The organism is Bartonella sp. JB63 (assembly GCF_002022665.1).
Classification (GTDB): domain Bacteria; phylum Pseudomonadota; class Alphaproteobacteria; order Rhizobiales; family Rhizobiaceae; genus Bartonella.
This window is the reverse complement of record NZ_CP019788.1, coordinates 1-23,962: the sequence shown is the minus strand read 5'-3', so window position 1 is coordinate 23,962 and position 23,962 is coordinate 1. Positions and strand designations below refer to the sequence as shown.

The 23,962-nt window shown below is 35.5% G+C and carries 18 protein-coding genes and 2 pseudogenes; 8 read left to right on the top strand and 12 right to left on the bottom strand.

The window, feature by feature from the left end; all coding sequences use genetic code 11:
- Positions 1–19 precede the first annotated feature (19 nt).
- The gene (hslU, locus tag BJB63x_RS00100; RefSeq protein WP_078718477.1) at positions 20–1,327 is read right to left on the bottom strand and encodes an ATP-dependent protease ATPase subunit HslU; all 1,308 of its coding nucleotides are present in this window, start codon (positions 1,325–1,327) and stop codon (positions 20–22) included.
- Positions 1,328–1,909: an ATP-dependent protease subunit HslV gene (gene hslV, locus BJB63x_RS00095; RefSeq protein WP_078718476.1), complete on the bottom strand. Its 582-nt coding sequence runs from the start codon at positions 1,907–1,909 to the stop codon at positions 1,328–1,330.
- A 253-nt stretch (positions 1,910–2,162) separates the two neighbouring features.
- Here hslV and BJB63x_RS06695 point away from each other — a divergent pair.
- The 4 genes and pseudogenes from BJB63x_RS06695 to BJB63x_RS00075 all read left to right on the top strand — a co-directional run bounded on the left by BJB63x_RS06695 (position 2,163) and on the right by BJB63x_RS00075 (position 6,621).
- Positions 2,163–3,112: pseudogene (locus BJB63x_RS06695) on the top strand (asparaginase).
- A gap of 134 nt (positions 3,113–3,246) precedes the next feature.
- Positions 3,247–4,245: a type I pantothenate kinase gene (gene coaA, locus BJB63x_RS00085; protein ID WP_078718475.1), complete on the top strand. Its 999-nt coding sequence runs from the start codon at positions 3,247–3,249 to the stop codon at positions 4,243–4,245.
- Between the two features lie 13 nt (positions 4,246–4,258).
- Positions 4,259–5,632, top strand: a complete 1,374-nt coding sequence (locus BJB63x_RS00080) for a leucyl aminopeptidase family protein (protein WP_078719489.1) — start codon at positions 4,259–4,261, stop codon at positions 5,630–5,632.
- 134 nt (positions 5,633–5,766) lie between these two features.
- A complete protein-coding gene (locus BJB63x_RS00075) occupies positions 5,767–6,621 on the top strand; it encodes a C40 family peptidase (RefSeq protein WP_078718474.1) in 855 nt (284 codons plus the stop codon).
- Positions 6,622–7,030: 409 nt separating this feature from the next.
- Here the strand turns inward: BJB63x_RS00075 and BJB63x_RS00070 are convergent, their stop codons facing one another.
- Positions 7,031–9,874, bottom strand: a complete 2,844-nt coding sequence (locus tag BJB63x_RS00070; protein ID WP_078718473.1) for an autotransporter outer membrane beta-barrel domain-containing protein — start codon at positions 9,872–9,874, stop codon at positions 7,031–7,033.
- A 470-nt stretch (positions 9,875–10,344) separates the two neighbouring features.
- On the opposite strand from BJB63x_RS00070, the gene BJB63x_RS00065 reads away from it, so the two are divergent.
- Positions 10,345–10,902: an SH3 domain-containing protein gene (locus BJB63x_RS00065; protein ID WP_078718472.1), complete on the top strand. Its 558-nt coding sequence runs from the start codon at positions 10,345–10,347 to the stop codon at positions 10,900–10,902.
- A gap of 59 nt (positions 10,903–10,961) precedes the next feature.
- Here the strand turns inward: BJB63x_RS00065 and irr are convergent, their stop codons facing one another.
- Positions 10,962–11,393 (bottom strand): Fur family transcriptional regulator Irr, encoded by a 432-nt coding sequence (gene irr, locus BJB63x_RS00060; RefSeq protein WP_078718471.1) that lies wholly within the window; start codon positions 11,391–11,393, stop codon positions 10,962–10,964.
- A gap of 236 nt (positions 11,394–11,629) precedes the next feature.
- Here irr and fabA point away from each other — a divergent pair, with 236 nt between their 5' ends.
- Genes fabA through fabI form a run of 3 tightly spaced genes read left to right on the top strand, consistent with a single transcriptional unit; the run spans position 11,630 to position 14,311 of the window.
- Positions 11,630–12,154 (top strand): 3-hydroxyacyl-[acyl-carrier-protein] dehydratase FabA, encoded by a 525-nt coding sequence (gene fabA / locus BJB63x_RS00055; RefSeq protein ID WP_078718470.1) that lies wholly within the window; start codon positions 11,630–11,632, stop codon positions 12,152–12,154.
- Between the two features lie 41 nt (positions 12,155–12,195).
- Positions 12,196–13,416 carry a beta-ketoacyl-ACP synthase I gene (gene fabB / locus BJB63x_RS00050; protein ID WP_078718469.1) on the top strand — a complete coding sequence of 407 codons (1,221 nt, stop codon included), beginning with the start codon at positions 12,196–12,198 and terminating at the stop codon, positions 13,414–13,416.
- Between the two features lie 55 nt (positions 13,417–13,471).
- The gene (fabI, locus tag BJB63x_RS00045; RefSeq protein ID WP_078719610.1) at positions 13,472–14,311 is read left to right on the top strand and encodes an enoyl-ACP reductase FabI; all 840 of its coding nucleotides are present in this window, start codon (positions 13,472–13,474) and stop codon (positions 14,309–14,311) included.
- A 159-nt stretch (positions 14,312–14,470) separates the two neighbouring features.
- On the opposite strand, the gene cyoD is transcribed toward fabI, so the two are convergent.
- The 8 genes and pseudogenes from cyoD to dnaA form a co-directional block, all read right to left on the bottom strand.
- Complete coding sequence (gene cyoD / locus BJB63x_RS00040; RefSeq protein ID WP_078718468.1) at positions 14,471–14,965, bottom strand: cytochrome o ubiquinol oxidase subunit IV; 495 nt, start codon at positions 14,963–14,965, stop codon at positions 14,471–14,473.
- The gene (locus BJB63x_RS00035; RefSeq protein ID WP_078718467.1) at positions 14,965–15,636 is read right to left on the bottom strand and encodes a cytochrome (ubi)quinol oxidase subunit III; all 672 of its coding nucleotides are present in this window, start codon (positions 15,634–15,636) and stop codon (positions 14,965–14,967) included. Before BJB63x_RS00035 ends, cyoD begins: the two co-directional genes overlap by 1 nt.
- Positions 15,633–17,651: a cytochrome o ubiquinol oxidase subunit I gene (gene cyoB / locus BJB63x_RS00030; RefSeq protein ID WP_078718466.1), complete on the bottom strand. Its 2,019-nt coding sequence runs from the start codon at positions 17,649–17,651 to the stop codon at positions 15,633–15,635. Before cyoB ends, BJB63x_RS00035 begins: the two co-directional genes overlap by 4 nt.
- A 78-nt stretch (positions 17,652–17,729) precedes the next feature.
- Positions 17,730–18,701: a ubiquinol oxidase subunit II gene (gene cyoA, locus BJB63x_RS00025; protein WP_078719488.1), complete on the bottom strand. Its 972-nt coding sequence runs from the start codon at positions 18,699–18,701 to the stop codon at positions 17,730–17,732.
- A 143-nt stretch (positions 18,702–18,844) separates the two neighbouring features.
- Positions 18,845–19,254 (bottom strand): annotated as a pseudogene (locus tag BJB63x_RS00020) (type II 3-dehydroquinate dehydratase).
- A 53-nt stretch (positions 19,255–19,307) separates the two neighbouring features.
- On the bottom strand, positions 19,308–20,450 hold the full coding sequence (gene recF, locus BJB63x_RS00015) for a DNA replication/repair protein RecF (RefSeq protein ID WP_078718465.1): 1,143 nt from the start codon (positions 20,448–20,450) through the stop codon (positions 19,308–19,310).
- 12 nt (positions 20,451–20,462) lie between these two features.
- Positions 20,463–21,587, bottom strand: coding sequence for a DNA polymerase III subunit beta (dnaN, locus tag BJB63x_RS00010; protein WP_078718464.1), 1,125 nt, complete (start codon positions 21,585–21,587; stop codon positions 20,463–20,465).
- 200 nt (positions 21,588–21,787) lie between these two features.
- Positions 21,788–23,362 (bottom strand): chromosomal replication initiator protein DnaA, encoded by a 1,575-nt coding sequence (gene dnaA, locus BJB63x_RS00005; RefSeq protein WP_078718463.1) that lies wholly within the window; start codon positions 23,360–23,362, stop codon positions 21,788–21,790.
- Positions 23,363–23,962 lie beyond the last annotated feature (600 nt).

Below are 23,962 nucleotides of genomic sequence, written 5' to 3'. Positions count from 1 at the left end.
TCAAAATACACAAAAACTCCTAAAGAATAAAACGCGAAAGATCGATATCAGAAGCAAGCTCTCCTATAGACTTTTTGACATAATCAGCATCAACTTTAAATGAAGTACCAGCTTTATCAGGTGCTGTAAAAGAAATTTCATCCAAAACACGTTCCATAACCGTTTGCAAACGACGTGCTCCAATATTTTCAATCCTCGCATTTAAATCAACAGCAATATCAGCTAAAGCATCAATTGCATCATCAGTAATTTCTAAATGGACTTCTTCTGTTGCCATTAAAGCAACATATTGTTTAATCAAACTGGCTTCAGGTTCAGTAAGAATGCGTCGTAAATCTTCTCTTGTTAAAGCATTTAACTCTACACGGATAGGTAAACGACCCTGAAGCTCTGGCAATAAGTCCGACGGTTTAGATACATGAAATGCACCAGAAGCAATAAAAAGAATATGATCTGTTTTTATTTGCCCATATTTTGTTGTAATCGTTGTTCCTTCAACTAAAGGAAGCAGATCCCGTTGAACTCCTTCACGTGAAACAGCAGCGCCTGCCCCACCATCTCGAGTTGCAATTTTATCAATTTCATCAATGAAAACGATTCCGTCATTTTCAGCAACACGCAGTGCTTCTTGAATAATTTGATCTTGATCAAGAAGTTTTTCAGATTCATCATCAATTAATGGTTTAAAAGCATCCTTTACAGTTATTTTGCGTATCTTTGTACGAAGACCCATTTTTCCAAAAATATCTGATAAATTCATAATACCCATTTGCGCGCCAGGCATACCAGGAATATCAAAAGTTGGAGCATTATTACTATTATCAGTTACTTCAATTTCAATCTCTTTGTCATCTAATTCTCCTTCGCGCAATTTTTTACGAAAACTATCACGAGTAGCAGGACTTGCTGTTTTTCCCACAAGAGCGTCTAAAACTCGTTCTTCAGCATTAATATGGGCTTTTGCTTTTACTCCATCACGCTTTTTTTCACGCACAAGAGAAATTGCAATTTCAACGAGATCACGAATAATTTGCTCAACATCACGCCCAACGTAACCCACTTCGGTAAATTTAGTAGCTTCTACTTTAACGAAAGGTGCTCCAGAAAGTTTTGCTAACCGACGAGCTATCCCTGTTTTACCGACACCCGTTGGTCCTATCATCAAGATATTTTTGGGCATCACTTCTTCACGCATCTGCCCTTCAAGCTGTTGTCGACGCCATCGATTACGCAGTGCAATAGCAACAGAACGCTTAGCATCATTTTGTCCAATAATAAAACGATCAAGTTCAGAAACAGTTTCGCGGGGGGAAAATACAACACACATTCAAATAGCTTTCTCTAAAGGAGGTAATTCAGCATCCAACGTTTCTATTGTAAAATTGTCATTGGTGTAAACACAAATTTTAGCGGCAATATTCATTGCTTTACATGCAATAGTTTCTGCATCTAAATCCATATCCATTAGTACTCTTGCAGCTGACAAAGCAAAATTGCCTCCAGAACCAATTGCCATAACTCCATCTTCTGGTTCTAATACATCACCAAGACCTGTTAAAGCCAAAGTAACTTTTTTATCAGCTACAAGCATCATTGCTTCAAGACGACGCAAATAACGATCGGTGCGCCAATCCTTTGCAAGTTCTACACATGCACGCATAAGCTGATCAGGATATTGCTCAAGTTTTGTTTCTAATCTTTCTAATAACGTAAAAGCATCTGCTGTAGCACCTGCAAAACCAGCTATCACCGCTCCGCCTTTCCCAAGACGACGGACTTTGCGTGCATTACTTTTCATAATTGTTTGTCCAAGTGAAACCTGACCATCACCAGCCATAACGACTTTATTATCTTTTCTTACAGTTACGATTGTTGTACCATACATAATATCAGGCTTATGCTCTGTCATAAGAAAACTCCTTAACATTGCTTCATTGCTTCCCTTTATCATTCATAAAATCAAATCACTAATTCCTTTATTTAATAATATACGCTGCAAAACACAACGACTGAGCATATTTCAATTTTTCTCAATATAAAATAAAAATGATATCATCGTTGTTGTATAGTCGAGTTATTATTATATTACTTTAGTATAAGCAATTTGCCTTCTTACAAGGAAAAATTATGAAAAAGTAGGAACATTAGGCGGAATAATTGCAATGAAAGGCGATAATTTGGGCCAAATGTAGCCAATTTTAACATCAGATGAGCTCATAAAAAACGTCCCTGTTTTAAAAAACATTGCTAATATTCATAGTCAAACTTTAACACAATTACCAAGCGGATCTTTATCTTTTAAAATTCTTCTTGAAACAATAGAGTGGGCAACACAGCAAATCAAGACTGGTGCAGATGGTATTGTTTTAACACAAGGGACCGATACACTGGAAGAAACAGCTTTTTTTCTTTCCCTTTATTGGAATAAAGCCGAACCAATTGTTGTAACTGGTGCTATGCGTATACCCTGTGAAGCAAGTGCTGACTGACCTGCTAATCTTTTGGCTGCAACTCGTGTTGCTGGCTGATCCACAAAGTCGCAATAGAGACGTCCTCGTCGTAATGAATGATACTATTCATTCACCCTACTGGGTACAAAAAAGCCATACTGTTAAAGTTGAAACATTTCAATCAGGTTTAGCAGGCATTCTAGGAACAATATTAGAAGGAAAACTCTTTTATTTCAACGATCGAAATTTTTTTCCCACAGCCTTTGCTCTTCCTCAAAAAATTGATCATCAAGTTGCACTTCTATATTGCTCTTTATCATCCAATACAAATTTAATGAGGTTTTGCCTTGAAAGTGGACATTATGCAGGTCTTATCATAGCAGGCTTTGGTGCAGGTCATTGTAGTTTTCAAGAAGCAGATATAGTGCGACAATACGCAAAGAAAATACCAATCATCATTGCAAGCCGTTCTTATCATGGCTCAACAACTCGTACAATCTATGGTTATAAAGGCTCAGAAATTGATATGATTACTTCTGGTGCTTTAATGTCTGGCTATTTATCAGCAGTAAAAGCACGTTTACTTTTATGGGCTTTTTTGGCAAAAGGTCTATCACAAAAACAAATTATTGGCATGCTGGAATGACTGGACTATAAGTTAAGTCTAATATTACTCATTATTTTAAAGAAAAAAACATGCGAAACATAATCTTTTTAACAATAAAACAATCCGCTTTTCTATTCTCAATCATGACCATTGCTAAAAAATAGTCTAAAAAACTCTTGGCCAATAAAAATGATTGATATTAATCCATTAAAAGCCGATCAAGAAGATAACTTGATCAATTATGTTTCTGAGCAATATTCTCCCTATACTTTCTTTACTGTACAGGAATGGTCTCAGTTTCGTGCAAATACACCACTTACCTTAACTTTTGATGAAATTAAGCGTTTACGATCAATGGATGATCCCATCGATTTGGAAGAAGTGCAATGTATTTATCTTTCTTTAGCACGTCTCTTATCGTACCATGTTGAGGCAGTACAGGAACTTTTCCGAAAACGTCAAATATTTTTGCATCAAACAGATACCCAAAAAACCCCTTTCATTATTGGAATTTCTGGTTCTGTTGCAGTAGGGAAATCAACAACTGCACGTATTCTCCAAGAGCTTATGAAACGATGGAAATCCAGTCTTAAAGTTGATCTTATTACAACCGATGGATTTCTTTATCCCAATATCATTTTACAGAAAAAAAATCGTATGAATCGTAAAGGATTTCCTGATTCCTATGATATTAAAAAATTACTGCGCTTTCTTTCCGATGTAAAAGCAGGCATTAGTAATGTTAGTGCACCGCTTTATTCGCATATGACTTACGATGTTTTAGAAAATCAAAAAATTATTATTGATCGACCTGATATTTTAATTGTTGAAGGTGTGAATGTGCTTCAAGTAAGTGATTATCCTAAAGATGGAAAAATTGTACCTTTTGTTTCAGACTTTTTTGATTTTTCAATCTATGTAGACGCTGCAACAGAAGTGATCCATCAATGGTATTTAGAACGTTTCAAACGTTTACGTAAAACAGCCTTTCAAAGGCCTGAATCCTATTTTCATCGTTATGCAATGTTAAATGAAGAAGAAGCCTCACAAATTGCTGAAGATCTTTGGCACACAATTAATCTGAAAAATTTACAAGAAAATATATTACCAACACGACCGCGAGCTGATCTCATTCTACGAAAGGGAAAAAATCATTTGGTCGAGTATGTTGCGCTTCGAAAACTATAAGGATCAAAAATACATGCTTCAATACCAAATCAATTTCACTGCAAAATATTCTGATAAGAGCTGTCCTATCCTTTTAATTGATACAAAAAGTCTTGCTAATTTATCCTTTGATTTGTCAACAACTTCATGGATGAAAGTGAATGATTTTACTGGAAAAGCAGGACAAATATTATTTGTCCCTCACTCAACAGGACAATTAAAAAAAGTTTTATTTGGAGTGGGTGATAAGGAAAACCCTTTCATCACTGGCCTCCTCCCTAAAAACCTCCCTACCGGCAATTGGCATTTAGAAGGAACAGCCTCAAATGAAATGAATACGTATCTTGGATTAGCATTTGGAAGCTATCAATTTAACCACTATCGTCAAAAATCCCCTTCTAAATCATTATCGATCCATGTGCATAAAGCAATTGATCTGGATGAACTTAAACGAATCTATAAAACTGTCTTTTTGATCCGTGATCTTATCAACATTCCAGCCAATGATATGAATCCTGACACTCTCGAAACAACAACACGACAGCTAGGACAAACTTATAAGGCCCATGTCAAAAGTATTTGTGGAGATGAGCTTTTAACACAAAATTTTCCGATGATTCATACCGTAGGACGAGCAAGTAGCATTGCACCACGACTCATTGAATTACAATGGGGACAAGAAAATCATCCTAAAATCACATTGGTTGGCAAAGGAGTAACCTTTGATACTGGAGGATTAGATATTAAATCTGCTAACAATATGTTATTAATGAAAAAAGATATGGGTGGCAGTGCGCATGTTTTAGGATTAGCGAAAATAATCATGGATGCAAAACTACCCTTTTGTTTACGCGTTTTAATTCCCGCGGTTGAAAATGCCATTTCTGCTAACGCTTTCCGACCAGGTGACATCCTTAAAAGTCGTAAAGGATTAAGCGTTGAGGTTGGCAATACAGATGCTGAAGGTCGGCTTATTCTTGCCGATGCCCTAACCTACGGTGATGAAAAAAGCCCACAATTCATGATTTGTATGGCTACTTTAACAGGGGCTGCTCGCATAGCATTAGGGCCAGATCTCCCTGCATTTTATTGCAGTAACCCAATTTGGGCACAAAAAATTTCTCACTCAGCAAATTCCGTTGCCGATCCCCTATGGCAAATGCCTCTTTGGAAACCCTATAGAGAAATGTTATCATCATCAATTGCCGATATTAATAATACATCTTGTAACAATTTCGCTGGTTCTATAACCGCTGCTTTATTTCTAAATTCTTTTGTAGAAAAAGCTGAAAATTTTGCTCATTTTGACCTTTATGGGTGGACTCCAAAAGAAAGACCAGGTTATCCTATCGGTGGAACTGCACAAGCTATTCGCGCTCTTTATAATCTCTTCAAAGATCAAATTTGATATAAATAATCGATAAGGATATAAGAAAACTTGAAAAAATTACAATTTTATTCTTTTTATCGACGATAAAAATAAATTAATACTCATTTTTAGATTGTTAAAGAAATAAATTCAAAATAATAAAAGATAAAAAAATGTCTCATAAAAATCCACAGTTGCATACATCTAAAGATAACCTCACAAATCAACAATCTGCAAAAGAAACAAAAACTCCCTGTTCTGTTCAAGGAGAAAAAAGGCGCGTTAATACAGCTGTTGCAGGTCTATTCAAAGAAAACAGTGAAAAAAGTGAAAGGCAAACAGAGTGCCTCTTCGGAGAAGAAGTCTTAATCGTTGAGCAAGGTGAAGCAATGTCAAAGGTGCAATCACTTAAAGATGGTTACATAGGTTATATTGATACACAAATTCTTTGCATATCAACCATAAAGCAAACGCACATTGTTTCAGTTCCTCGTACTTTCCAATATTCACAAGCTGATTTAAAAAAACCCATAGAACGCGCTTTATCTATGGGAAGCAAAGTAAGCATCGTTAATGAAACTGAAATACGTGATACACGATATTCTATCCTTGAAAATGGAACAGCTATTATTTCTTCTCATCTTCACCCTATTCAACATACGTTTAAAGATTATGTAACTATTGCTCAGACTTTTATTCGCACACCTTATCTTTGGGGTGGTGTTAGTGGCTTTGGTCTCGATTGCTCTGGATTAGTCCAGCTTTCTATGATGATGACAGGGAAAATGGTTTTACGTGATACCAGTATACAACAGCAAACTATAGGAAAACAACTAACAGACACTGATACTCTTGAACGAGGTGATTTGATTTTTTGGAAAGGTCATGTTGCAATTATGATCGACCATAAAAATATCATTCATGCAAATGGCTATTCCATGGATGTTATGATTGAACCTTTAGAAGAAGCAATTACACGGATTGCAAAAAACCATAAATATCCTGTAGCAAAGCGACGACCCCTCTAATAACATTAGACAAAATCTAACATCCGCAATATTTTAAACGCCATTTAAGAACATTCTGTTTATCGAATTATTGTTGAATTTTGAATAATGTTTTTTAAATACAATTCATAACTATTTTTATCTTTTTAATGGCTATTTTTTTACTTAACCTTTTTATACTATAAAATCATTTTTTCAAATGAGGATCATATAAAAAAATAAAGTCTTTCTAATTTGCCTCCATATAATTTATCAAAATGGCATATTTTTTGGACTTTTGGATAGCAAATTAGGCTGTTTTTAATGAAATGATTTTATCTTTTGACACAATATCTTTCCAAATTAAATGTTTATTTATAAGCTCCACTAAAAAACTTAATGGAACTTATCAACAGTTGTTAAAAACAAAGAATAGGCTAATCTTTATGAATTAAAATTGATAGCGCAATCCACCCGAAACACTAATCCCAGAAAAACCAGCTTTGGTCAATTTATGTTTATATAACAAATCACCATGAAACGCTATATTGGTAAATAATTGGGCGTGAACACCTAAACCTGTTTCAATTGCAGAACCAAATGCCCCTAATTGAAAAGCATCTTTAAAATATACCATTCGTTTGTTTTCATAATTATGCGCAAGATGAAGTTTGCTATAAAAGGAAACAACATGTGCTTCTTCAGAAGAGGAAACAGCTTTCGTTAAACAGCCACCAACGCGTGCTATCAACTGATCATGGCTTCCTAATTCAATATCAAACTGATCAATATCACGAGCTCTATCAAATGTTATAGACTGATAAATGACCTGAAGTTGCGGTTCAATAATAATTCCGTCATAATTCGTTATAATAGCCTGACCTCCCATCAAAGAGGCGCTGAAAAGTGTACCTTTTAATATTGCCGTTTTTCCTCGAGAAAAAGTTGCAACATCACCCTTAAAAAGATCATAAGATATAAATCCATTTGCATAAAAGCCCGTATCATGCTGCAAATTAGTATAAAGTTTTCCTGACCATTTATTAAATGTACTCTTTTGACTTCGCTCAACATCATGAGGCTGAAGAGAAAGCCTACTATAAGACCCCATAACTCCAAAAGACAACGCACTATGCTCATCCTCTAATGTATTTAATACAATACCTGTCATCATAGCATTATAATCAAGATCGGCTCCATAACCATATTCAAATACAGTCAAATTTGAAGCATAATGGTGATTACCACCATAACCACGTATAAAAAAGCTTGCCTTTTCATTGCGCTCAGGTTCATTGGCAGTACTTTGCATAATTTCCAAAAGTTCGTGTTGATTGCTCATATCTACCAAACCCGCATGAAATAAAGCATGAGGTAAGAGCAAATAACTAGGAAGTTGTGGCACAACTGCTGATACTCTTTTTTCAGTTAAATTCGGTTTACGGGGATGTTGAGGTTCAGATAGTGTAGGTTTGAATGGTGGTGAAAGAATATATTCACTCTGGAGACGATAATCCCAAAAATCATTTCCCTGACCACTAACCAACTTTTGATCAATACTAGCCTGACCACGAGAAGAACCTGGACCATAAGCATAAAGACTATATCGATAAGGTGAACCGTCAATTGTAATATACTCGCCTTCCAATTTGAAGGAATTTTCCTGCGCCGTACCAGAAACCTGAATAAGCGAAATACCTTGGGTATTTCCGTTCCTTCCTATATCATCTTTCGCACTTCCATTTTGACCAGTAACATAAACAGTAGTCGTACCGGATACATCGCCATAAATTAAAAGCCTATCAGTCTTTTGGTTATTAATGTTACTTTCCTTACTAATAAAAGTATTTAAATGAAGCTTAGCATCATTACTAGCACTATAAACAATACCCGATCCTTTTCCAATCTTAAGTGTTTGATAAACAATATTTTCTGTCGTATCAAACTGAACAATACTATGATCCAATTCTAAAGATGTTATAAACCATTCGATGTTATTCAAATGTCTTTGATTTGTAAAATTGTTGTTTTTTCCTGCTGTTAAAATCCATTTTGAATTATTTTTTAAATCAAACTTTGCAAGAGCTCCCTTAGCAACAGAAACACCACCTTTGAGTACAGACTGATCAGCCTGAATTTCTATAGTTCCATCCTTAGTTTGTAACAAAAGGTCTCCAGAGAGATGTGAATTATTTGATAATTTAACAATGGATTTTTTCTCACTAGTATCAAAATTTCTCATTGAAGAATTTTGTTTTGCAACATAAATAGCTGGGTACATGGCGGCTGTAATGGTTGAGTTTTCAATGTCGACCTTCTCCTCTATAATACCGCTGTCTACATCCTGATGCACTGATATGCCATAAGTATTAAAAACAGAAATATGCCCATTCTTAAAAAGAATAGATCCTCCTGAATCTAGATACAGCGCACCCTCATCATCTTTCTTATTCTTATCATCGTTACTCCTTCCAGTAATTATGACACCATCTAAAACAGCATGTCCTTGTTTTTTTGCAAGTATTCCTATTCCATTTGTAAAATCAATCGAACCATTAGTCATTTTAAATGTACTAGCATTATTAGCGATGTATATCCCTAATGAATCATAAGGATACTCATTGCCACCACCATTCTTTACTGTCATCTTTACATTGGTTAAGAAAATATTACCTTGAGAATCGCTATCTATTCCAGCACCAATACCAAAAACATTTATTGACCCATTGGTCATTGTAATTCTAGAATTACACATTTTATTAGAAGAACACACAGCATATAAACCAGTATTTGCACGCTTCTCCTTCCCTTCTTTCAATGTAATATGCACATTCTCCAACTCTACTCCTTGACTACTCCACGAGCTCACTCCTATACTACCTTTATCATAATCCAAATCAATTGTTCCACCTAACATTTTGATTGTCCCATTTTCACTAACAGAAAGAGCTTCTGCTACCTTCTGAATAGTTGAATTCTGCAAAATCACTTTTCCATTTTCTTTTGCAGATACACCTGTTGTAGAGTTAGAAATGGTAGCATTTGTGACATTAATAACTGTCCCTTGTTTTTCTACGAATATAGCCCGAGAAAACGAAGAGTCACTCTGCCTAGGCGATTGATAGTTCTTACCCGTAAAGGTATGTGTTTTACCATCAGAACATTTAAGAAAAGGACTATTTTCTAAACAATCTCCTACTTTAGAGGTCGCATTAACATTTATATTTTGTAAAAAGAAAAAAGCACTTGTTGTACAAGCACAAAAATACGTATAATTTTTAAAAACTTTAAGCATAGTTTTTCCTCAATTTTTTCCTCCGATCAAAATCAACACCTCAAAAGAATAAATCAATACAACTAATAAGTGCATTAATTTATCTTTATATTTAACTAAATTTAATACGTTATGTATTTTATTTAATACGTTATGTATTTTATGTAAAGCAAGAAATATATATTGTTTGTAACATTAGCTTTAATTCAGATATTGTATCTTAAATAACACCATGCTTATATTAAACAGAAGAAAAATCATATAAATGCTCTTTTATAGAAAAAGATTTTACGTTGACTACATCATTGATAGCATTGTGAATTGACATAAAAATTTTCAAATCTCTATGCCATTTCTAACTATTTTTATAATAATATTCTGAGTATTTAGACCTCTTTAACCAGCTGTATGCAATACTTGAATAAAGTTTCGAGTCTATCCTCCGTATCTCAAATTGCAAATTACAAAAGTAAAGAAAAAGAGGTTTTAATATGAAACATTCTATCTGGTTTAGGTTTTTTGTGCTCCTATCATGTGTATTAATGACAGGAGGACTTTTATTTGGTTCTTTTGCTTTTTCAAATGCACAAACACCACATCAAGACTTTAGTCCTAGTGGTTTACCTCTTCCGCGATTTGCTTCGATAAAATCCGCTCGTGTTAATATGCGCGTTGGACCAGGAAATAATTATTCTATTATCTTTACTTATCAAAAGCAGGGATTGCCTATTGAAATCATTCAAGAATATGATCAATGGCGCAAAGTTCGTGATGCCGAGGGAGATGAAGGATGGATTTATCAATCACTTTTATCAGGAAAACGCACTGCAATAACTATTCCGTGGCAAAAGGATAAAACACACAGACTCATGTTGCGCAAAAATCCAGGAGATAATGGGAAAATTGTAGCAGAAGTAGAACCTAATATCATTGGCAATATCCGTCAATGTAATGGAAGCTGGTGCGAATTAGATATCCGTAACATTCGTGGCTGGCTCAACCAAAGCCAATTATGGGGAATTTACCCTGACGAAAAAATCAAAAATTAAAGAATCTTAAAATGTCAGCATTTATTTTTTTTCTTGACATAACCTTTAAGCTTTTAAAATTAAATGGGCCTTTTTGGCCTTAAACGGATGATTAAATCAACATGGGAAATTTCCATATCCTTTGGTGGTTGAGGAAGATTTTCAATTATAGGGGAACCCTCCAAATTACAAGGAATATCAAGAATACGATTTTCACCCTCAATATAAAAATGATAGTGATCAGATGTATTTGTGTCAAACCAAGTTTTTGAACCCTCTACAGCAATAATCCGTAATAAACCTGCTTCTGTAAACTGATGAAGAGTATTATAAACTGTCGCTAAAGATACAAGTATACCCGATTTAACCGCCTTTTCATATAGCTCTTCAGCAGCAACATGGCAATTACCCTGAAAAAAAATCATATTAGCAAGCTCTAATCGCTGACGCGTTGGCCGTAAACCGTTTTTACGCAAATGTTCTTTTAACTCAGATAAAGAATGGCAATTCACAACCTTCTCACGATTCCCTCATGATCTTTTATAAACCGTCCTACATTCATATGTAAGTTTGGGTTAAAATTTACACATTAAGATAATAAATATTTTAAACAATAATCTCTTGCAATAAGAAAAATAAAAAATTGTCACCAAAATAATATAAAATCATTTCCCTCTCCTTAAAATTTGCTTTAAAAGTATTAGAATAGAGGCATAGAAAAAGCATACGCAGATAAATGGAAATAAAAATGGCTGAACAAAAGTCTCGCTACACTTATGAAGAACTTTTAAGCTGCACTCGCAGCGAAATGTTTGGTAAAGGTAATGCACAATTACCTGCACCTCCAATGTTGATGATTCACCGAATCACTCAAATCAGTGAAACAGGTGGAAAATATAACAAAGGAATAGTTTGCGCTGAATTTGACATTACTCCAGACTTGTGGTTTTTTGATTGTCACTTCATCGATGATCCTGTTATGCCAGGGTGTCTTGGTTTAGATGGTATGTGGCAATTGACAGGTTTTTTTCTTGGATGGTTAGGTGAACCAGGGAAAGGGCGTGCTATTTCAACAGGAGAAGTAAAATTATCAGGCATGGTAACTCCGCAAACCAAATTGCTTAAATATGAAATAAATTTTAAACGTATTCGGCGTGGAAATTTAGTCTTAGGAATAGCAGATGGATGGTTAAAAGCAGATGGAGAAATAATATATAAAGCAAGTGATTTGCGTGTTGCTTTGTTTAAAGAAAGTGAGACATACTTTCAATAAAAAAGATATTTCATTACTCTACAGGAAACAAGGAGTTATAAATGCGTCGAGTTGTTGTAACCGGAATGGGTATTATCTCCGCAATTGGAAATGATCTTCAAACCGTTTTAACAAGTTTATATGAAGCAAAATCAGGAGTTTCTTACGCGCCAAAACATGCTGAATTAGGTTTCCGTAGTAGAGTATATGCTAAACCGAATATTAATATAGAAGAATTTGTTGATCGGCGAGCCATGCGTTTTCATGGCTATGGAACAGCATGGAATCATATTGCTATGGACAGAGCAATTGCTGACGCAGGTTTAGAACCTAATGAAGTATCAAATGAATATACTGGTATTATTATGGGTTCTGGAGGACCATCAACTCGATCAATTGTTGAAGCAGCCGATCTTACACGTCAAAAAGGTCCAAAGCGCGTTGGACCTTTTGTCGTCCCTAAAGCAATGAGTTCTACAGCTTCAGCAACTCTTGCAACTTTTTTTAAAATTAAAGGAATAAATTATTCGATTTCTTCGGCGTGTGCTACATCCAATCATTGTATTGGAAATGCTTATGAAATAATACAATACGGCAAACAAGATCGTATCTTTGCAGGTGGTTGCGAAGATTTAGATTGGACATTATCCGTGTTATTCGATGCCATGGGTGCCATGTCCAGTAAATACAATGATATACCAGCAGTAGCTTCGCGTGCTTATGACATTAATCGTGATGGGTTTGTCATTGCTGGCGGAGCAGGTGTTTTAGTTCTTGAAGAACTGGAATTAGCTAAAGCGCGCGGTGCAAAAATCTACGGTGAAATTGTTGGTTATGGCGCTACATCCGATGGACATGATATGGTCTCCCCATCTGGTGAAGGAGCAGAAAGATGTATGCGTATGGCTCTTACAAACGTAAAAAATAAAATCGATTATATTAATCCTCATGCAACAGCAACACTTGTTGGTGATTCTTCTGAAATAAAAGCAATTCGTCGTATTTTTGGAGCAAGTGATCAATGTCCACCTATCTCTGCTACAAAGTCCTTAACTGGACATTCTTTAGGTGCAGCAGGTGTTCAAGAAGCAATTTATACACTATTAATGATGAATCATAATTTTATTTGTGAAAGTGCTCATATTGAAGAACTTGATCCAGATTTTGCCGATATGCCAATTATTCGTAAACGCCGCGATAATCAAGAAGTTAATACCGTCTTATCAAATACTTTTGGCTTTGGTGGTACCAATGCAACGCTCGTTTTCCAACGCTATAAATAATCATAAGCAGGAATTCTCAGTGTATTAAAACTAGCACAGTCTTACGGAGAATGATATGAAAGGTTTGATGAAGGGCAAACGTGGTCTTATTATGGGGATTGCAAATGACCATTCGATTGCTTGGGGTATTGCGTGTCAATTAGCAAACGCAGGAGCTGAATTAGCACTGACATATCAAGGAGAAGCTTTTGGGAAACGTGTCCAGCCACTAGCAGAGAAACTTGGCTGTAAATTATCATTAGAATGTGATGTTGAAAAAATTGAAAATGTCAATCGCATTTTTGAGTATCTTGAAAAAGAATGGAAAACTATTGATTTTGTTGTTCATGCTATTGGTTTTTCAGATAAAACGCAATTAAAGGGGCGTTACGTTGACGTTACAACACGTGAAAATTTCAATCGCACAATGGTTATTTCAGCCTATTCCTTTACTGAAGTTGCTCAATGCGCGGGTAAACTCATGCCTAATGGTGGTGCATTATTAACACTTACTTATGGGGCTTCACAAAGAGTTGTTCCTAATTACAATATTATGGGCATAGCTAAAGCAGCTTTAGAAGCTATGGTACGCTATTTAGCCTCAGATTTTGGGCCCCAAAATATTCGTGTCAACGCAATTTCAGCTGGCCCTATTCGGACTTTAGCTGGCAATGGCATTGCATCTGCGCGAGCAATCTTTTCATATCAACGCCGTAATGCACCTCTACGTCGCACTGTAAATATTAATGAAATTGGAAATGCCGCTCTTTACTTGCTCTCGGATTTATCATCAGGTGTTACAGGTGAAATTCACTATGTTGATTCAGGTTACAATATCCTATCTATGCCAACACTTGAAGAACTAAAACAAAGCGAAGAAGCTCAAGAAAATAAAAACTCATACAATAAAAAATAGCAGAAATGTCTATTGTACAAAACTTATACAGTTGGAAAAATATTTTAAACTTTAAAAATATATTTAATAATATGGCCCTGATAACCATTAGAACCATATTAATTTATAAGCTGTAAATTCAAGTATTCTACTCTTTAATACGATCGATCGAGCAATGGATCACTGATTCTTTGGCCTCTCAGAAGATTGTTCTACTGGCTCTAATGTTTCAGAAAGTTGTTCTACTGACTCTGATATATTAGATGGCTGTTCTACCGAATCTGGCACACTAATAAATTTTTCTTCTGGTATAGTCGTATTTATTTTTGGTTCAATAATACGTCCTGAACCACCCATCATATTATAATTTAAATGAGAAATAGCCCACCACGTACCACCAATAATAACGAAAACACACATAGTAGTAAACAATAAGGTTAATATATTCCACTTAGCATCTGGACCAGAATTTAAATGCAAAAAGAAAACAATTTGTACAATAATTTGTATAAGTGCCATTCCAATAAGATAAATGACTTTTGTACTAATGGCCCAACTGTCTAAAAGACCATACATTACAGGAATAAAAGAACCTAAAGTAAAAAGAACAGCTAAAATAAAACCAATTAAATAAGAACCAATACTTGGATCATGTGTTTTGTTATGCGTACTCATTACAGTGCTCCTAGCAGATAAACCATAGTAAAGACACCAATCCAAACAATATCAAGTAAATGCCAGAAAATTGAAAGACATGTTAAGCGTGTCTTATTATTCTGATCTAAACCGTTACGACGCAAATGAAAAAACATTACAACCATCCACAGTAAACCAACAGTTACGTGAAGGCCATGAGTACCAACTAACATAAAAAAAGCTGACCAATAAGCGGATAGAACATTTCGTCCAAAAGATTTTATGCCTGTTACAGGATCAACACCAGCATAGGCATTAGGATCGTAATAGAATACTTCATTGAGTAACTCATGAAATTCATAAAGTTCCATTCCAACAAAGCATAATCCAAGCGTAAAGGTGATCGACATCCAAACGCGTAAATTAGCAAGAGATCCTTTATGAGCGTAGACCATAGCAAACCCATAAGTAATCGATGACAACAATAAAATTACTGTTTCAACAAAAACAAAGTTTAAATTAATAAACTCATTACCGGCTTTACCTCCTCCATAAGAAGCAGAAAATACAGCAAAACTAGAAAATAATGTTGAGAACAAAATCAAATCTGAAAGAATGTAAACCCAAAATCCAAATATCATTATCGAACTATTATGATGATCATGATGATACTCGTCTGTACATACATAATTCATTGTCGTCGCACTCATATTTTTACCTCTTGTTCTTTTAGAACAGCTGTGAAGATATCTTCTGTCTTTTGCACCTCTTCAGCTGAGATATAATAACCATGATGATCACCCGTTAATGAATGATAAATAATCGTTGTAATAAAACCAACTAACCCAAGAATAGCCAGCCACCAAATATGCCAAACAAGAGCGAAACCAACAACTAATGAGAAAAAGCCTGCAACAATTCCAGCTGATGTATTTGAAGGCATATGGATTTTTACAAACCCACTTGTCGGACGCTGATAATCTCTCTTTTTCATATCCCAATAAGCATCTTCACTTTGCACCTTTGGAATAATTGCAAAATTATAAGAAGGAGGAGGAGAAGAAATAGACCACTCAAGTGTTCGTGCATCTCCCCAAGGATCATTTGATGTTACCGGCAAACGTCCTTTATGCTTAATTCCATACCAAATCGCTAAAACCATTTGCAATACAAAACAAAGTATACCAAGGAGAATAACAAAAGCACCTACTGTAGCAACCATAAACATCGGCTGCCAACCTGGCTCAATATAATGTTGAAGACGACGCGTAGCACCCATCAATCCAAGCATATAAACTGGAAAAAAAGCAAGGTAAAAGCCAACAAACCAACACCAGAAAGATGCAATACCTAATACACGATTTGGTTTAATACCAAAAACTTTTGGAAACCAAAAGGCTAACCCAGCTAAATAAGCAAAAACAACACCTCCAATAATCGTATGATGGAAGTGAGCCACCAAAAATAAAGAATTATGAAACTGCCAATCAGCAGGAACAATCGACATCAAAACACCCGTTAATCCACCACCAACGAACGTAAAAATCATTCCCATGCACCAAAGCATTGGAGGCTCAAAACGAATCCTTCCCTTATACATAGTCAATAACCAATTAAATACTTTAACACCTGTTGGAACTGAAATGATCATGGTCGCAATACCAAAGAAGGTATTCACAGCTTCACCACCCCCCATCGTAAAGAAATGATGTCCCCAAACAAGAAGAGAAAGAATCAAAATCACTATAATTGCCCATATCATTGAAATATAACCAAACAGACGTTTTGAAGAAAATGTTGAGACAATTTCAGAAACAATTCCAAATGCAGGTACAACTAAAACATAAACCTCGGGGTGACCAAAAACCCAAACATAATTAATCCACACCATTGGGTTACCACCAGCAACATTAGTAAAAAAATTCATGCCTAAATAACGATCAGCTGCCAAGAGTGCAAACGCAACAGCTAAAACAGGATAAATAACTAAAATAAGAGTGTTACTAACAAAAGCAGACCAACAAAAAACCGGCATTTTCATCATCGTCATTCCAGGAGCACGCATTTTAATAATGGTTGCCACAAAATTAACTGATCCCATCGTTGTTGCAATGCCAGAAAGCTGAAGAGACCATAAATAATAATCCACTCCTGTATCTGGACTATTTTGCAATTCTGAAAAAGGGGGATACATTAACCAACCACCACGACCAAAATTACCAACCCCAAGTGATATATTAATTAATACCGCAGCTGCAACTGTGATCCAAAATCCTAGATTATTTGCAAACGGAAATGCAACATCACGAGCACCAATCTGAAGTGGTATAAGATAATTGAAAAGACCAAATAAAATCGGTGTAGCCATGAAGAAAATCATAATAACACCATGTGCTGAAAAAATCTGATCAAAATGCTCAGGAGGCAAATAACCTGCTGTTTCACTGCCAAACGCTAAAGCCTGATGTGTTCGCATCATAATTGCATCAGCAAAACCACGGACAAGCATAACGATTCCGAGAATGATATACATAATACCGATCCGTTTATGATCAACAGTCGTAATCCAATCTCGCCAAAGAACTTTCCACCAACCAAGTATTGTTAAAGCAATAGCAACAACTAAACCACCCAAAATAATTGCAATACACGTATAAAGAACAATTGGCTCATGTGCAAGTGCATGAAAAGCAGCAGCTGTGGGATCTGTAAGTCTTCCAAACATTTTTTACCTTATATCAAATGAATTCTAATTGAAAAGAATCCCTATTTAAAAAAGGATTCTTTCTCGATTGACTATTTACTAAACAGCACTTGGATCAAAAACTGAACAAAGTGTACCCCAAAGCGTCTGAGCAGCAGCCCGCTTCATTAAATCTTCATTACAGATTACATTTTCATCAACGCATCGATTAACAATACGATAATAAAGACGTTTTTCAACAGGTGAAAAATAACGCACTTCAGCATCTTTTTCTTTCGCAGCAATATCACCCATAAGAGGAGAAACAGAAAATTGACGATAAGACAGACGATCAAGTTTTTGACCATTTGCCCGAGCTTTAGCAACCCAGTTATCGAAATCTTTCAATGATACAGAATGCCATCGAAAACGCATATTTGCAAAACCATCACCACTATAATTTGCTGAACTCCCATTGAATACCCCTTTCTTATCAGCCACTAAATGCAATTTAGCATTCATCTGCGGCATAGCATAAAGAACTGTACCAAGTTTTGGCACCCAGAATGCATTAACAGAACTTTCTGACGTTATCTGCAACAACACCTGACGACCTTGTGGCGCATAAATTTCATTAACCGATGCAATACCATACTCAGGGTAAATAAATAACCACTTCCAATCTAGTGCGACAACATCCACTTGCAAAGGCTTTTCTTCGCCGACAACTTCCTTAGGAAGAGAATTTGATGGTTCAAGTTTATAAGTATAATAGGCAGTAAATAGACCCAAAATCGTCACAATAATAACTGGAATACCCCACATAAAAGCTTCAATTTTATTTGAATGTCCCCAATCTGGTAAATAATCTTCTGTCGTTTTCGAAGCGCGATATTTTACTGCTAAAAAAACTACCGCAACCATTACTGGAATTACAACACACAACATAAGGAGAACACATAAAATAATTAAAATAAGCTGCTGGCGCGCAACATATCCTGCAGGTTGAAGAACATCAATTTTACAACCAGATAAAAGCAATGTAATCCATAAAATTGTGAGCATCTTTATTTGTTTAATAAAGTCTCTCATTCCCATCTTCCCCTTACATGCTCCTGGCAGTTATCATAATATTCATAATATATAATAATAGGAGCATTCTTCAGACACGTCTTACTTATTCAAATAAAAATTATCAAGTAAATTTTAAATAATTATATTAATATCATCCAATTTTAACTTTTTAAACTATATTTAAGCCGCTTAGCAATATATTCAAGCGCAAACCAATACCCCTCCGCACCCGATAATAACGGCATCTGCTGCCTTAGAAATATAAGAATGATGACGAAAAGATTCACGTTGATAAATGAACTTCTACTATTAGTCCTGAAAACATTTAATGCATCAAAAATTGCAAAAGATGTATGACTCTAAGCAGCTAGACTAATAACCAATCCAACACTCACTTCACATTAGCCTTTACAATTATTTTAATAAAAAATGTAACGTTATTCCAGATTTTATTGATCGGTCTTTACATAATCTTTCAATATCTTCTAAAGTTGCAGTACCGTAAACTTCTGGTTCACGTTTACCAAGAAAATTCATTAGCACCATTCAAAACCGTTATAAACTTAGACATGACATGCCCTTTTATTTCGATTATTTCCTTATAAAAAATTATCAATATACTTATCATGACAATAAAACGCCATTTTCAATTTCAAAAAACTCTGCCCGTCCTTTTAAAGGATCAAACAAAACATGATCTGTTCCTGTCATAAATGCCTGTCCACCTAAATCATCGAGAATATCAAATAAAGAAGCACGCCGATAGGAATCAAAATGAGCAGCTATTTCATCAAGAAGAAGAATAGGCGCCATATTAGATATTGCACTTGTTAAACGTGCATGACATAAAACTAAGCCTGTTAACAAAGCTTTTTGTTCACCCGTTGAACAAAATGTTGCATCCATATTTTTATCGGCATAAAAAACTTGTAAATCTGTACGATGCGGACCTTCTAATGTTCGCCCAGTAGCACAGTCTATTGCACGGTTTTTACGCAAACGATGCAAAAATTGTTCTTCAGCTTCAATGGCAGATGTCTTCCTAAGCGCTTTTTCCAAAAAACCATCAACTTTTAACAAAGCTCTTGGAAAAGGTATATAAGAAGAAGTTTGAGCAAACATATCATTCAAAAGCTGAATAACATCAATCCGCGCCGCTGCAATCGCTGTTGCAAGTTCAGCCATTTTCATTTCTAAAGCATCTAACCAAGCACGATCGTTATTTTTATCCAAAAATAAACGATTGCGCGCACGCATTACTCTGTCATAATCTGCTATACGGCGGCTATGCAAAGAATCAATGGATAAAACCATACGATCCAAAAAACGGCGTCGATCAAGTGAAGGCCCTGTAAAAAGTCTATCCATGGAAGGCGTCAATATACTAATATGGCAATAGTCTGTTAAGCAATCGCTTGCTTCATTAACACCATTAATATGTACTTTTCTACCACCATTATTAATTTCTAAAGCTGTACCAATACTTACTTCACCATAAAGAGCACATTGAAGACGAGCAAATACAACAAACCCTGCGCCCTTTCCTTCAGAAAAACTAACATCAGAATAAGCTGCACGTCGTAAACCACGACCAGGAGAAAGAAAAGATATTGCCTCTAAAAGATTGGTCTTGCCAGCGCCATTACGACCAGTTAAAACAACATGCTGACCTAATAAATGAAGAACTAGAGAACAATAATTACGATAATTTGCTAATTTCAGTTGCCTGACAGCCACTTTATATATATGGCCAACACTGCATTGCAAAATACATTATCCTTAAACACGAATAGGCATCAGCACATAAAGCGCGTTTATATCACCATTTCCACGAATCAATGCTGGTGCTCCAGGATCAGCGAGCATAAAAATCATCTCATTACCTGAAAGTTGTGCTGCAATATCTAAAAGATACCGTGAATTAAAACCTATCTCAAGTGGATCAGACGTATAATCTGCAATCAACTGATCTTCCGCACTTCCTGAATCAGGATTATTTACTACAAGTTTTAAAAGCTCTTTTTTGATAGTCAATTTTACTGCACGTCCACGATCGTTTGAAATTGTTGAAACACGATCAACTGCAGAAGAAAAATCTTGGCGATTGATAATCAACTTTTTATCATTTTCTAATGGGATAACACGTTGATATTCTGGAAATACTCCATCAATTAATTTTGATGTTAAAATCACAGACCCAACAGAAAAACGAATCTTCGTATCTGAAAGCTCTATACACACATCATTATCAGCTTCCTCCCCAAGAAGTTTTTGCAACTCTCCCACGGTTTTACGAGGAATGATAACAGCAGGCATACTAACTGCAGCTGAAGGGGCTTCTATATCAACCTGTGCTAAACGATGACCATCAGTAGAAACCAAACGTAACTTCGAAGTACCATCATCGTCAATAATATGAAAATAAATACCATTCAGATAATAACGTGTCTCTTCAGTAGACATAGCAAATTGCGTACAATCAAGTAAATATTTTAATCTTGATGCTAACAAAGAAAAACGACAACTAAACTGACCTGGAAGCGATTCCGGAAAATCCACCTTAGGAAGACATTGAAGCTGAAAATTAGCGCAACCAGAGGTAACAGACATGGTACTGGCTTGATTTTCATCAACTTCTAAAATAACCTCACTGTCATCAGGAAGCTTTCGAATAATGTCATAAAATAAATGCGCTGGAACAGTTATTGCTCCGGCTTGTTCAATATTGACTGAAGAAGACTCTGTAACTTCTAGATCGAGATCTGTTGCTTTTAATTGCATACCACCACTACTTGCATCAATCAATACATTTGACAAAATGGGAATAGCATTACGCCGTTCAACAACACGGTGAACACGACTAAGAGATTTGAGCAACTGACTGCGACCAATTGTAATGCGCATAAAAATCCCTGTTTATAATTTATTACTCATATAACTATAGGAGTCTGCTAAACTAATAGCAACAATAATGACTTAAAAGACATATGTCTAAGTTTTAATGAACCTCTTTAAAAATAGCAATAGAATTTAATACAAACCAAAATCAATACTTTTGTTAATCCTCTCTTATATTGTTAACAACGTAAAAAAGATTGTAAATATTATGCAGCATGCTCTCCTATTAATCGCTTAAGTAACTCGAGCTCTTTGGCTAAAGTTTGATCACCACAAACTAAATCTTCAATTTTACGTACAGCATGTAAAACAGTCGTATGATCCCGTCCCCCAAAACGACGTCCAATTTCAGGCAATGAACGAGGCGTCAAAACTTTCGCCAAATACATTGCAACTTGCCGCGGTTTAACAACCGTACGTGTTCGACGATTAGACAATAAATCCTGTCTAGAAATATTATAATGACGTGCAACAGTACGCTGAATCTCCTCAATGCGAATACGCTTTAATTCACCTGAACGTGTTAAATGACCTAATAATTCATCAATCCGCTCTAGAGACAAATCAGCTTCAAAAGATTGACGGAATAACAACTGGTTAAAAGCTCCTTCAATATCACGGCCTGACCCTAAAACCGTTTTAGCAATATATTCCAAAATCTCATCAGAAATTGTAATCATATTATCATCTTGCTGTGCAACTTTTAATCGTTGGCGCAATATTTTCAAGCGCATTTCATAATCCGGTGCTTTAATTTCAAGGGCTACACCTCCCTGAAGACGAGAACGCACACGAAGATCAAGAGATTCTAATTCTGCTGGTGGACGATCAGCAGCTACAATAACTTGTTTTGCACTATCGAGTAACATATTAAGCAAATGGCAAAACTCACGTTGAATTGATTTCCCTTGCAAAAATTGCATATCGTCAATAATTAAAAGATCAATATCACGAAGTTGCTCTTTAAATGAAAGAGCATCATTATCACGAATGGCTGTAGCAAAACGCCACATAAAATATTCAGCGGTTAAATAAATAACCCGCGTAGGCGTCAAACGCTTGAGCGCAGCAGCTGCGATAGCCTGAAGCAAATGTGTCTTTCCTAAACCAACAGATGCGTAAATAAAAAGAGGATTAAAGCGCAAAGAACTTTTATTTCCTTCTGCAATTGAGCGGGCTGCAGCCAAAGCAACACGATTCGAAGAACCTTCAACAAAACTCTCAAAAGTATAGCGAGAATCAAGTGGAGAACCAAAAACACCTACCTGAGTACCCTTAGTTGATTGTTCTGTATAACTCTCAACTAAAGGAGAAACAGATTGCTCCTCAGGAACAATAACAACTGAGCTTTTATTAGATCTACACACTAGACCTTTTGAAACACGCTCCATACTTCGAACAATAACTTCAACGCGAAGAATTGCTGAATTTTCCTGTTGCCATAAAGTAGTTAAAAGAGCATTATAGTGATTATTAATCCATGAACGTAAAAATGCTGTAGGAACAGAAAGCTTTACAATATTACGATTATATTCAGCAAGTTTCAAACGGCCAAACCAACTCGTATAAGCCTCAACACCAATTTGTGCCTTTAACTGCGCCATCACGCGTGCGAAAGCAGAAGCACCTTCTTCCTCTGAAAAAACAAGAGGCTCTAAAGAAGGCTTAACACCAGCCGCTTCTTTTATCTCTATCATTTCATTTATCATTTTCTCTGTCGATAGGATATTCATTGTAACCTTTTTAAAGGAACCAGCTTTAGAATTCAATTTATTCACCATTTTTCATCCCAAAAAAAATTATAATCTCGCTCTACCAAATAGCAAAATCCTGCCCCCCGAAGGTAGAACACTCCCTTCCCCAAATAAGATTACTCATCCCCCCCTTAGGATAGCCTTAATACAATCCTACTAACAAAGATGACCAATAAGATTTATCTTGTTTGATTGCATGATATGGTTTCCAAAACTGAAAACATATCAATAATGAAAACTAAAAAACCTCGCTAAAAAACTGCCTAACATGAGCTCATACACAGAGCATCAGATAAAGAACCTTACTATATAACAAATATAGAATACTCACCTGATGTAAACCTTGCGTATTTTCAATTTTCATAAAGAACATACAAAACAGCAAAGGTAAAATGCAAGAGGCTAAAATGAAATCAAAAGACCATAAAAAACGGTTATAAATTTGTATTTGTAGAAAGAAAATGAGAAAGACTATTGATTCAAATAACTTTTTTTTTCGTAAAATTTACCAATAATTAAAGATTTCATTTATTAAAAATAAAAAATAAAAAAAGCTTGACAAAAAACGACTCTACCAAAATCCACAACACTTGTGGATAACTATCCAAATATAAAAAAACAATGATA